At 69.4% G+C, this 12,337-nt stretch carries 9 protein-coding genes; 7 read left to right on the top strand and 2 right to left on the bottom strand.

Annotation, left to right across the window (positions count from 1 at the left end; genetic code table 11):
- Window positions 1-4: 4 nt before the first annotated feature.
- Both ACK1X7_RS32155 and ACK1X7_RS32150 read right to left on the bottom strand, forming a co-directional pair.
- Complete coding sequence (locus ACK1X7_RS32155; protein ID WP_413116002.1) at window positions 5-214, bottom strand: DUF397 domain-containing protein; 210 nt, start codon at window positions 212-214, stop codon at window positions 5-7.
- Entirely contained in the window at window positions 196-1,038 is an 843-nt protein-coding gene (locus tag ACK1X7_RS32150; protein WP_413116001.1) for a helix-turn-helix domain-containing protein, read from the bottom strand. Before ACK1X7_RS32150 ends, ACK1X7_RS32155 begins: the two co-directional genes overlap by 19 nt.
- A gap of 232 nt (window positions 1,039-1,270) precedes the next feature.
- On the opposite strand from ACK1X7_RS32150, the gene ACK1X7_RS32145 reads away from it, so the two are divergent.
- The 7 genes from ACK1X7_RS32145 to pglZ all read left to right on the top strand — a co-directional run bounded on the left by ACK1X7_RS32145 (window position 1,271) and on the right by pglZ (window position 12,329).
- Window positions 1,271-1,555: a hypothetical protein gene (locus ACK1X7_RS32145; RefSeq protein ID WP_385137820.1), complete on the top strand. Its 285-nt coding sequence runs from the start codon at window positions 1,271-1,273 to the stop codon at window positions 1,553-1,555.
- Window positions 1,552-1,779, top strand: a complete 228-nt coding sequence (locus tag ACK1X7_RS32140) for a hypothetical protein (RefSeq protein WP_385137822.1) — start codon at window positions 1,552-1,554, stop codon at window positions 1,777-1,779. Before ACK1X7_RS32145 ends, ACK1X7_RS32140 begins: the two co-directional genes overlap by 4 nt.
- A gap of 190 nt (window positions 1,780-1,969) precedes the next feature.
- Complete coding sequence (locus tag ACK1X7_RS32135; protein WP_413116000.1) at window positions 1,970-2,239, top strand: hypothetical protein; 270 nt, start codon at window positions 1,970-1,972, stop codon at window positions 2,237-2,239.
- On the top strand, window positions 2,232-2,858 hold the full coding sequence (locus tag ACK1X7_RS32130) for a DUF6879 family protein (RefSeq protein WP_385137826.1): 627 nt from the start codon (window positions 2,232-2,234) through the stop codon (window positions 2,856-2,858). The genes ACK1X7_RS32135 and ACK1X7_RS32130 overlap by 8 nt, the downstream gene beginning before the upstream one ends.
- A gap of 105 nt (window positions 2,859-2,963) precedes the next feature.
- Window positions 2,964-5,270 (top strand): ATP-binding protein, encoded by a 2,307-nt coding sequence (locus ACK1X7_RS32125; RefSeq protein WP_413115999.1) that lies wholly within the window; start codon window positions 2,964-2,966, stop codon window positions 5,268-5,270.
- A 268-nt stretch (window positions 5,271-5,538) separates the two neighbouring features.
- Window positions 5,539-9,438, top strand: a complete 3,900-nt coding sequence (gene pglY, locus ACK1X7_RS32120; protein ID WP_413115998.1) for a BREX-2 system ATPase PglY — start codon at window positions 5,539-5,541, stop codon at window positions 9,436-9,438.
- Window positions 9,435-12,329, top strand: a complete 2,895-nt coding sequence (pglZ, locus tag ACK1X7_RS32115; protein WP_413115997.1) for a BREX-2 system phosphatase PglZ — start codon at window positions 9,435-9,437, stop codon at window positions 12,327-12,329. Before pglY ends, pglZ begins: the two co-directional genes overlap by 4 nt.
- Window positions 12,330-12,337 lie beyond the last annotated feature (8 nt).

The raw sequence follows: 12,337 nt of genomic DNA, 5'->3' as shown, positions 1-12,337 counted from the left end.
GCCCTCAGCGTGTGAACCGGCCGTCCTTGACGACGGATACGAAGGCCGTCCAACTCTCCGTCGGGAACACGAGAGCCGGGCCCTGCGGGTCCTTGCTGTCACGTACAGCGAGGACGTCAGCGAAGTCGTCGCAGACCTCCACGCATGCGCCACCGTCCTGGTTGCTGTGACGGCTCTTGCGCCAAGTGGCCGCGCTCAGGTTGATGGATCGCACGGTACTTCCTCCAGGGTGCGCAGGATGAACTTCCGCGACTCAGCGGGAGACAGGGCCAGGTCGCGCAACGCATCGTATGCCCGTTGGAGACGTAGAACCGGGGCAGTTGCCTCAATCAACTCGCCCCGGTATCCGTTCTCGGTGTACACCACGGTGCTCGCGTCGGGCAGTTGCAGGTACCACACCTCGAAGCCCATCAGCCCGTGCATTCCTGCGCTCTGCAACAGCACCTGAACGGACACGTTGGGCCCCTCCCCCACCTCCGCCAGGTACTCCAACTGCCCCCGCCACTCCCCCGCATCCCGCAGCGGCGTCCGCAGCACCGCTTCCGAGAGGATCGTGCGGAACGGGGGCGCCTCCTCACCGGCCAGCAGCTCGCGGCGGCCCATGCGGGCCTCAACCTGCTGCTCAAGCTCGTCGCCCTTGAGGCCGCCCGCCGCCAGCACCTCCCGGGCGTACCCCGGTGTCTGAAGCAGCCCCGGCAGCACGCTCACTGCGAAGTGCCACAGGCTGACCGCCTCGGCCTCCAGCGCCATGTAGCGCCGGTACCGTTCGCGGAACTGTGTGTGGTCCCCGGCGGCCAACTCCCACAGGGCGAGCAGCAGGCCGGGCGTCCCGTAATAGGTGTCGAGCGCCTGGACGACTTCCGGGCCGCCCAGCGTCTCACCCTTCTCCATCTTCCCGAACAGGGACCAGTCCCAGCCGACGCGTTCGCCGACCTGACGCAGGCTGACGCCCTTCTCCGCGCGCAGGGCGCGCAGCTCCTCGGCGAAGCGTCTGCGCGGCTCCTGGCTCCGGCCTGTGATCACCCTTCTCTGCGGCATGGCGTTTCCCCTCCGTGATCTCCGCATTCCGTAAGCACCGCACGCGGCAGCCATCCGTGGCAGGTGTGGAAGGACGGCCGTCTCACGGGGAACGACACGCCGTCGCCGCCGTCCGCGCCTCCGCACACGGGTCCATCCTCGTAACTCCGTCACTACGCACCGTAATGCAACGAGTGCGCCCCAAACATAAAAACTGCTGAAAAACAGCTAAAAAGCATAAGGAGCAGAGATAATGACCAGCCCTCGCCCCTCGGCCCAGCACAAGACCAAGCGCCCGAAGACTGACCAGCCCAGGACCGAGGAGGCACTCCAAGCCCGTGACGCCCTCGCCGCCGCGCTCATCCAGGCGGGGATCCAGCTCCCCGCCATGGACGTCCGCACCCCGTGGAACGGAGACCTGGACGAGACCGGGCCCGGAGGGAGGTCGGCCCGGTACGCCCTCGTCCACCTCGGCGTGTGCTCCGCTCCCGTGGCGCACGCCCTGGCCGAGGTGATCGCGAAGGGGTCCGTGCGATGACCGGTGGGCCGGCCGTTCCCGTGGGGACGGCCGTGCGCGACACCGTCCGTGACCGGATCGGCGTGGTCATGGCCCATGAGGGGCCGTACCTCCAACTCCGCCCGCTCGGCGGTGGGCGGGAGTGGGACGCGGACCCGGCGTACGTCGAGCCCCTCACGCCAGAAGACGTACTGCGGGCCCGCGTCGCCGAGACCAACGCCCGCAGCCGTCACAGGCGCGAGTAGGCGCCGGACCACGCGCGCCGAGACCGCCGGAGCAGCTGGGCGCCCCCGGAACGAGGGGGTGCCTCTCCGCTTGAGGGGGGCGTTCCTCGGCCAGTTTGGCCCGCGCGCCACTTGCGGTACGTGAGCGTCCTCCATACGCTCCGTAGCAATCAAGGCGACTGATGAAGGCAACTGGTGAGGGAGAGACAGCATGGCCCGTCCCTGGGAGGCCGATTCCTCCGCGTTATTCATGCGCCGATTGGGAAAGTCGGCCAAGGAACTGGGCACGACAAAGGATGAGGACGGCTGTCCGGACATCTGGGAGCTCGACAACGGTGACATCGCCATCGTCGGGCGTGACCTCACCGATGCCTACACCGCGCATCTGCCCGCGGATGTCACCATCGCCCGGGACGAGCGCTTGGTGGTCATTCCGGGAAGCATGCTCCGCTCGGCGAAGCCGGACATCGCGGATGCTTGACCCGAGCGCCCTCGAACTCCCCGCCTCGCAAGGGGATCGGCTGCCCACTCAGGTCTACCGGCGCGATTTCCGGCAGTATCGAACGGAGCTGCGTCACGGGCATTCCTGGAAGTTCGAGCGGCAGCAGGAGTTCGAGGAACAGGACGACAGCTGGGCAGCCTTTCGCGAGGGCCGCTGGGAAGAAGCCCTGCGGCTCCTTGAGGAGGAGCGGCAGGACCTGGTCGAGGCCGCCCGGCGCGACCGGGAGCGCGGCATCGCCTTTCACCGTGTCCGGGTGGTGGAGGAGCCGCTGACGCCCTACATGCACTGGGAGTTACACGCGCTGCGCGTGCAGGCGGAGTCCGGCAAGCACATTCGGGTCGTCGCCCCTGCTGCCCTGGGCACGCTGGAGACCGCTGGTCCGCTGCCCGAAGTCGTCGTCGTGGGCGGGAAGGTCCTGTACCAGGTCGTCTACACGAGAGCGGGCATCCTGGACGGAGCCATCCGCTTCCGTGGCTCCGAGCTGATCAAGCGCTGGGAGAGCTTCATCAGGGAGCTCTACGAGGCAGGTGAGGACCTCCTGTCCTACTTCGAACGCCGTGTGGCGCACCTTCCGCCGCAGCGGCCGAAAGCGGTGTAGGCGATCAGCGCGGACGACCCGGAGGAGAGGCGCCGGGAAGGTACGGACAACGATCTGTCGGGGTCCTCTCGCGATGTCGTACAAGCAGGAGCCATCACGGGAGGAGTGCACTTCCACCACACCCGACCGCCGGACGTCCCTTCAAGGGTCGTTCCGCGGCAGCTTCCCGGTGACGTCAGGGGCTTTGTCAACCGCACGGAGGAACTGCACCGCCTCGACGCGATCCTGGCCGGCGACTCAGGCGACTCCGTTGTCGTCGCCATATGCCTGATCGCCGGTACCGCCGGAGCCGGGAAAACCTCTCTGGCCTTGCGCTGGGCCCACCAGGTGAAGGCCGCCTTCCCCGACGGTCAGCTCTACGTCAATCTGCGGGGCTACGACCCGGGCGAGCCGGTCACGGCGCAGGAGGCACTGCACCGATTCCTCACCGGGCTCGGCGTCCCGGCAAGCGCGGTGCCGACGAACACCGAGTCCGCCGCGGCCCTGTTCCGCTCCTTGGTGGCCGACCGAAGAGTGCTGATCGTCCTTGACAACGCCGCCACCGTCGCCCAAGTACGTCCGCTGCTGCCTGGGCACCCCGGCTGCCTCGTGATCGTCACCAGCAGAGGTCGCCTGTCCGGACTCGCCGTGCGCGACGGGGCGCATCGCATCACTCTCGGCACCCTTCCCGAGCCGGAGGCAGTCGCCCTTCTGCGTGCCGTGACCTCGGGCTACCGCCCTGAGGACGACGCGGCGAAATTGGGCGAACTCGCCCGCCTCTGCGCGCGACTGCCCTTGGCATTGCGCATCGCGGCGGAGCGCGCCGCGAGCCACCCCCATATGCAGTTGGACGAGTTGATCGCCGACCTGTGCGACGAGTCGGCGTTGTGGGCGGCCTTGAGCACAGGGGAGGAGCAGGACGCCGACGCCGTGCACTCGGTGTTCGCCTGGTCCTACCGGGCGTTGTCCCCCGAGGCCGCCCGCCTCTTCAGACTGCTCGGTCTGCACCCGGGTCCCGGGTTCGGCATCGGAGCGGTCTCGGCTCTCGCCGGTATCAGCATGCGGCAGGCGCGACAACTGCTGGATGTGCTCGTCGGGGCGCATCTGCTGGAGCAGACCGCTCCTGACCGGTTCGAGTTCCACGACCTCCTGCGGGCCTACGCGACCGAACAGAGTCGTTCGGAGGAGACAGCCGACAGCCGCGCCGCGGCATTGCGGCGCGTACTCGACTGGTATCTCCACACCGCCGATGCCGCGCAGAACTGGATCTCCCCTGCCCGCGAACACGTCCCGCTCGATCCGGCCGATGAGAAGGCGGTTCCCCTGCACTTTTCCGACTACGACCAGGCAGTCGACTGGGCCGAGCGGGAGCAGTCGAATGTCATAGCCTCAGTCCGCACTGCCGAGAAGGTCGGACTCGATCGCTACGCCTGGCAGCTGGCCACGGTGTTCTGGAGCGCCCAGGCGCCGTCGGCCTCCGTCACCGACTGGCTCGTCACGGGAGAGATCGCGCTGCGTGCGGCACGACGTCTGGGTGAGCGGGCCGGGGAAGCCGGGATCCTGGAAAGCCTCGGATTCGCCTACCGGCGGCTCAACGACATCCCGAAGGCCCTGAACTCGCATCGCGAGGCGCTGACGATCCGACGTGAACTGGCCGATCCGCGGGGCGAGGCTTCCGCCCTGAACGCCCTGGGTCTGCTCTCCATGCGCCAGCGACAGTTACACGGGGCGGAAAACCAGTTCGTGACAGCCATGGCCCTCTTCCAGGAACTCGGCGCTGCACACTGGGAAGCGGTCACCCGCGCCAACCTCGCCACCGTGCACTTCGAGGCCGGACATCTGGCAGACGCTGAAGAAAATCTTGAGCGAGCCCTCGTGGTGCACGAGCGGATGGCAAACAAACGCAGCGTAGGAAACGTCCTCCGTATCCGGAGTGCGATCCACCTGGAACGCGGTGAGCTGTCCGAAGCCGACCGGGTGGCGCAGGAAGCCCTGGATATCGCTTTGGAGCTGCGCGACCATGTGCTGGAGGGCTACTGGCTGCTTTACGTGGGCGATGTCCAGCAAGCTCTCGGACAATGTGCCGAGGCTTTGACCTCGTACCAGCGATCCGCCGCGATTCACCGCCGCTTGGGCGACCGCAGCCGCGAAGCGCTCGCGTGGTACGGCGCAGGCGGGACGTACCAGCGCCTGGAGCGCACCGACGAAGCATCTGACTTTTACCGCAGGGCTGCTGCGGCACATCAGGAACTCGGTGACTTCTGGCACCGGGCCCTCGCGCTGGACGGCCTCGCGACTTCGCTGTGCGACGCAGACGTGGCAGAGGCCAGGCGGCATTGGGACGTTGCCCTCCGGCTCCTGGCCGATTACGGCGATGCGCGCGCGGTGACACTGCGCGAACGGATTGAGGGCCGGTTGCGGCACGGCCTCTGAAGGCGAAGTCACTGCCGCGTGTGATCAGCCGCCCCTCGTGGGCTGCCGACAGGGCGCCTGGGCAGCGATGAGCCCAGCGAATTCGGTCCTGCGGCGGGGCTGTTGCCGGTGGCGCATGCCATGCTGTCCACCGGGGGGATTTTCAGACCATCGCCCGGTTACGACGCCTACGCGTCCCGGCCGGTGTCCTGATCGATCTCCGGGCAGCAGCAGCGACGGTGGCGTGCGCGCGGCGCGACGGCGCCGCCGGAAGGAGAGCGAGAACCGTATGACCCAGCAGCCGCCTCTGCTCCGCGAAGTGATCAACATCAAGGAGAAGGTGTCCACGTCCGACTACGTCCTCCGGCTGTCGGAAGCCACGACGCCCGAAGGAGCCGAGCGGGCGCTGAAGGACTACGTGGTCACCGAACGGCTGCTGGAGAACTTCGACGAGGCGCTGAGCCTGATCAAGGCCGCCCTGGACGGGCAGACCTCCAAGGCGTCGTATCTGCACGGCTCGTTCGGTTCCGGTAAGTCGCACTTCATGGCCGTGCTGCACGCACTGCTCAGCGGCAGCCCCGCGGCCCGGGAGCGCGCCGACCTCGACCCGGTGCTGACCAAGCACGAGTGGCTGACCACGGACGGCAAGAAGTTCCTGCTGGTGCCGTACCACATGCTCGGCGCCAAGGCGATGGAGCAGCGGGTACTGGGCGGCTACGTCAGCCATGTGAAGAAGCTGCGCCCCGAGGCGCCGGTGCCGCGGGTGTACCGCACGGACTCACTCTTCGAGAACCTCCGCACGATGCGCGCCCGCATGGGCGATCAGGCCGTCATCGCCGGTCTCTCCCCGGCGGAGGGGAACGGTGCGGAGGACGACGAGTGGGGCGAGTCCTTCGCCTGGACGGCTGAGCTGCTGAACACCGCGCTCGGGGCCGAGGAGGTCCACGACTCGGGGGAGGAGCTCAATCTGGTGTGGCCGTCCGCCCCCGCCGAGCTACGGGCGCGGCTCGTGCAGGACGCGAGCACGAATCTGCTGCCCGGGTTCATGCAGAACGCCGCTGAGGACGAGCACGGCTTCGTCTCACTCGACGCGGGCCTGTCGGTGATAGCCGAGCATGCCAAGTCGCTGGGCTATGACGGGCTGATCCTCTTCCTGGACGAGCTGATCCTGTGGCTCGCCACCCTCATCCACGACGAGAAGTTCGTGGCACGCGAGGCAGGCAAGATCACGAACCTCGTCGAGGGCGGCGACGCGCGCCGCGCCATCCCCGTGGTGTCGTTCATCGCCCGCCAGCGTGACCTGCGTGAACTGGTCGGCGAGGAGGTCTCCGGAGCCGCCGAGTCCGCCATCCAGGACACGCTCAACCTGGCCTCCGGCCGGTTCGACAAGATCACCCTGGAGGACCGCAACCTCCCCCAGGTGGCGCACGCCCGCCTTCTGCAGCCGAAGGACGCGGAAGCGGCCGCGCTGATCAACGACCAGTTCGAGAAGACGCGGAAGGTCCGGCAGGAGGTGTGGGACACCCTGCTGGGCTCGGACCGGGGGGCCGACGGCGTCGGAGCGGACGAGGACAGCTTCCGCCTCACCTACCCTTTCTCCCCCGCCTTCATGGACACGTTGGTGCACGTCTCGTCGGCGCTCCAGCGCAACCGGACCGGCATGAAGCTGATGGGCCAGTTACTCGCCGACCACCGCGACGACCTGCGCCTGGGCGATCTGGTACCGGTCGGCGACCTCTACCCGCTGATCACTACGGGTGGGGACAAGCCCTTCACCGACAGCTTGAAGGTCGTCTTCGAGGCCGCCGACAAGCTGTACAAGACCAAACTGCGTCCGTACCTCGTGGACCACTACCGGGTGGACGAGGAAGACATCAAGCGGTATAAGCGCCGCCGCGACGACATCACCGACCCCGAGCTGCTGAGCCGACTGAAGTCCTTCACCGGGGACAACCGCATCATCGGCACCCTGCTGCTGTCGGCGCTCGTACCGAGTGTGCCCGCCCTGTCGAATCTGACGATCCGGCGGTTGTCCGCGCTCAACTACGGTTCGATCGTCGCCCCGATACCCGGCCGCGAGTACGGCATCCTGCAAAGCAAGATCAGCGAGTGGGCGTCCCGCTTCCCCGAGATCAAGCCGACCGGCACCGAGGCCAACCCGGGTGTCCGGCTCGAACTGTCCGGCATCGACGTCGACTCCGTCATCGCCAACGCCGCCGTCAACGACAACCCGGCCAACCGGGAGGCACTCGCCAAGCGCCTGCTGACCGACGAACTCGGAGTGGCCCAGGGGCGGCTCTCGGACGAGCTGAACTTCGTGTGGCGCGGCACCCAGCGCGCCGTCGAAGTGGACTTCGGATACCTCGCCGACGCCGACGAGATGCCCGACCACGACCTCAGCCCGCTGGAGGAGGGCCGCTGGCGCATCGTCATCGGCCTGCCGTTGCCGGAGGGGGAGTTCGGCCCGCGGGACGGCGTCAGCCGCCTCCAGGGCCTGCGTGAGCAGCAGCAGGGCGAGCGGTGGCGCACGGTGGCCTGGCTGCCCGCCCATCTGTCCAAGCAGCGCTACCAGGACTTCCGACGTCTGGTGATCATCGACCGGGCGCTCGCCGACGAGCAGCGTTTCAACACGCAGTACGCGGTGCACCTCAACGCTGACAACCGCGCCCGGGCGAAGGGGATGCTGGAAACCCAGCGGGAGTCGCTGCTCCAGACCATCACGGGCGCCTTCAAGCAGGCGTACGGACTGGCCCAGAAGAAGCCCGACGACGTGGAGCTGGGCTTCGACAAGCACCTGGAGTCGCTGCGCGACGTCGAGGGTCTCAGGCTGTCCTTCGCGCAGTCTCCGCGGGACGCCCTGCGGCACATCGCGGGCAGGCTGCTCGCCGCCCAGTACCCCGCCCATCCCGACTTCGATACGGCCGGCAGCGGCGGCAGCGGCGCGGTCGTCAAGCCCGCGGACGCGCGCCGCGTGTTCACCCACGTCCGCGCCGCGGCCGAAGCGCGCGACGGGCGCATCGAGGTACCGAGCGGCGACCGGGGCCTGATGGAGCGGGTGGCGGTGCCGCTGCGCCTCGGCCGGCAGAAGGAGGCGTACTTCGAGCTGTCCCCGTACTGGGCCGACCACTTCCGCAAGCTCGCACGGGACGACGGCTTCACCGGAGACCCGTCCGTGATCAAGCTACTCGACTGGACGGACAAGCCCGACCCGCTCGGCCTGCCCGACTTCCTCGCCAAGCTCGTCGTGGCGTCGTTCGCGGAGGTGGACGACCGGGTGTGGGTCCGGGGCGGCACGGTGCTCGACCCGGCGCCCGAGCCGGCACAGATCCAGGAGCACGACGTACTGCGCAGCCAGCCGCTGCCCTCTGACGAGAACTGGGAGACGGCGCGGTTGCGCTTCGAGACCGTCTTTGGCGCCAAGGCCCCCACACTGCGGCGCGGCCGCATGGTCAACCAGCTCGCCCGCCAGATCACCGAGCAGGCCCGGACGCACCAGGAACCGGCCGGGGAACTGGTGCGCCAGTTGGAGCACCGGGCCGGGTTCCTGGAACTCGACGAGACCGACGAGACCGGCCGCCTGGCCCTCGCGCGCAAGGCCGTGGATCTGCTCAAGGCTCTGAAGGGCGCCACGGGGGCGAAGAAGACCGTGGAGGCGCTTGCCTCGTTCGACCTGGGGCAGGTCGGCCCCGACCGCTACGGCACGTCCATCCGGCAGGCCCGCAAGGTGGCCGAGGCGCTGGACCGGGCGTCCTGGTCCACTCTGGAACTGGCGCTGAACGAGGGCCCCGAGGGGCTCGCCCTGCTGGAGTCGCTGCGCACCGTGGCCCAGCGGGACCAGCGCACCCACGACCTGTGCGAGGCCCTGGACCGCACCCAGCAGGACGTGCTCGCCCTGGTCAAGCGCAACCGCGCGGCGGACCGGCCGGCGCCGCAGCCGACGCCGCGGCCCTCAGCGGAGCCACGGCAGGCCGACGACGTGCCCCTGGACACCAGGACCAGCCACGCGTCCGTGCCCGCCGACCCGTCCGCCGAGCCCGGCGCGGGCACCACGAAACGGCCCAGGCGCTCCGGGGGCGGACGCACCACGGCGGCTCGTGCGGTGGCCGAGTTGCAGGCCGAACTAGCTGAGCTGGCGGCCAGCGATCCCGAGGCCACCATCGAGATCACCTGGAAGGTCGTCGAGGGATGAGCGTGACGGTCACCCCGATCGCCACACGACTGAACCTGGCGACCATCACGCAGTACCTGTCGTCTCAGAAGTCACTGGCCGCCTCGCTCTGCGGCGGTGGCAGGCGCCATGTGGTCCTGCTGCGTTCCACGTCCCAGTGGGACGGTCCCGGGGAGCCGGTGTGGGCGGAAGGCAGGACGGCCCGCATCACGGCCGCCCCGTCGGCGCTCGCCGTCCACGAGCTCATCATCAGCCACCTCGCGGACGACGCCGCCGGACCGCCGGTTCTCGTAGTCCTCACCGACCGCGAGGAAGGCGAACTCGACCCGGCGCTCCTGGCGCGCACCCATAAGAAGCGCGTTGCGGCGGTCGACCGATGGGACGTGGTCCGCGAAGCGTTCGGAGCCGGCCAGGTCGATTCCCGGCTCAAGGACGACAACTGGGCCGCCGAAGCCCTACTGGACGCCGCTCCGCCAGGTGGCTGGCGCCCGCTGGGAGGCGGTCTGCTGTCGCGCCGCACGGCACTGACCCGGCTGGCACTGCGGCGGCTGCGGCTGGGGACGTACGGCGAAGCACCGGACCACCCGCAGGCCGAACCGGCGGGCGAGGGCATCGACGCGCAGACGCTCTTCGGCTGGTCCCTCACCTCCAGTGGCCCCGAGCGGTTCCTCGCGCTGCGCGGCCCCGAACGCGCCGGGCTCGTGGCCTTCCTCGGTGAGGAGGATCAGGCGGGTCTCCCGGGGTGGGCGCTGCTCGCTCTCACCGAGGCCGGACACGGCCCGGACGCGGTCGCCTTCGGCCTGGTGTGCTCGGCGCTGTGGCGGCACGCCGATCCGGATGCCGACGTGTACCGGGCGCGAGGGCGCGCCGAGCGCTGGTTCGGGGAGCAGCCGCCCGCGGCCGGTGACCAGTTCGACGCCCTGGCCTCCGCGTTCGGAAAAGCCGCGGAGGAATACCTCACGGCCCAGCTGGCGATCGCGGCACGCGGCGCGGACGGTGACCATGCGGAGGAAATCCGCGAGGCGCGCCGGATCGGGGACACCGTCCTGGAGCGGGCTTCCAGCCTGGTCCGCCAGTTCGGTGCGGAGTCGGCCGCCACGGCGAGCCCGGTACTGCCCGCGGGGCTGGACGCCAGGTTCACGGCCGTGGGCAAGGCGCTGGCAGCGGAGGGAGCCGCCCCGCTGGCGGCAGCCGTGCGCGACCTCGCCGCGCACGCGCGTGCCTACGGCCCGGAGACCCGGACCCGTATCGAACGCGCCCGCATGGGCCAGCGCCTCACCCAGTGGCTGGCCACCGACCCGGCCGTCGGCTCCGATGCAGTGGGCCACGCCGTGGAGCGGCACATCGCCGAGACCGGCTGGGTGGACCGCGCCCTTGAGTACATCGAGGCCGGTGGCGACTCCGCCCCCGAGCTGAGGTCGGCGTACGGCGTCCTCGCCGCACGGGTCCGCAAGCGGCGGCACGAGATCGACCGCGATTTCGCCCGCAGGCTTGCCGGCTGGACGGAAGCGGGCACCCCACCGGGCGCCATGCTGACCGTGGAAACCTTCCTGGACCGGGTCGTGAAACCGGTCGTCCGCGGCGGAACCGGGCGCCGTGTGCTGCTGCTCGTCCTGGACGGCATGAGCGCGGCCATCGCCGCCGAGCTGGGCGAAGAGCTGCGCGCTTCCTGGGCCGAGTACGACCCACTGCACGAGGGTGTGCCGCGGCGGCGGGCGATGGCCGCAGCTCTGCCCACCTTAACGGCCGTCTCCCGTACGTCACTGCTCACCGGGAAGCTGATCAAGGGGGCGCAGGCAGCCGAGAAGCGGCAGTTCCCCGCGCTCGCCCTGTGGGGCAAGCAGAAGGCGGCCGTCTTCCACAAGGACGACCTGGAGACCAAGGAAGCCGGAGCCCCCTTCGGCCCGGAGGTGCTCTCGGCACTCACCGACGGCGAAAGCCATGTGGCGGTCGTCCTGAACGCGATCGACGATCGGCTCGCCAAGGAGCAGAAGCTCGGTGACGGGGCCTGGAAGGCCGACCACATCCCGGCGCTCGTCGGCCTGCTGCGCGTTGCCGCCTCCGAGGGCATGGCCGTCCTCATCACCAGCGACCACGGTCACGTGGTGGACCGGCACGGCACGAAGGTCGGCGCCAGCGCCCCGGAGTCGGCGCGCCACCGGGCTGCCGGTGGGTCACTGCACGAGGCGGAGGTCGCTCTCTCGGGCCCCCGTGTGGTGTGGCCCGACCCCGGTGCCTCGATCGTCGCCCTGTGGGATGCCGACTCTCGGTACACCTCCCGTAGAGCCGGCTATCACGGCGGTGCGTCTCTCGCCGAGTTCGCCATACCGGTGCTCGCGTTCCTGCCCTTCGGGGCGGAACCTCCCAAGGACTGGCGGGAGCTGGGCGACCCGCGGCCGTCGTGGTGGTTCTGCGAGCAACCGGAGACGCGGCCTGCGGCGGAGAGGCCGGTGGCCGGAGCCCCCGTCGTGAAGAGGACCGCGCGGCACAAGCCCGTGAAGGAGCAGGCCGCCCCATCTCGCGATGTCCTCTTCGATGTGGCACTTGTCCCGGCCGCGGAAGACGGTGACGCGCTGCTCACTCCGGCCCGCGTCGCCCGGGACGAAGACATCGTGGACCGGCTCTTCTCGTCGGAGATCTTCCACAGTCAGCTGGAACTCCTCGCACGGAAGCCGACGAACCTGGACAAGATCGAACAGGCGATCCGCGCTCTGCTCGACAGCGGCGGCACCCTGCCCACCACGGCCCTCGCGCAACGCATCGGCTATCCGCCCACCCGTGCCGACGGTTTCGCCGCCGTACTGCGCCAGCTCCTGAACTACGACGGCGTTCAGGTCCTCGAAACCCTGCCGGACGGACGCACGCTGCGGATTCAATTAATGCTGATGCGCAGTCAGTTCGACCTAGACTGAGATGTCTC

This window comes from Streptomyces sp. CY-1 (assembly GCF_047218265.1).
Lineage (GTDB): Bacteria > Actinomycetota > Actinomycetes > Streptomycetales > Streptomycetaceae > Streptomyces > Streptomyces niphimycinicus.
The sequence above is the reverse complement of the archived record's forward strand: the minus strand, read 5'-3'. Positions and strand labels throughout refer to the sequence as shown.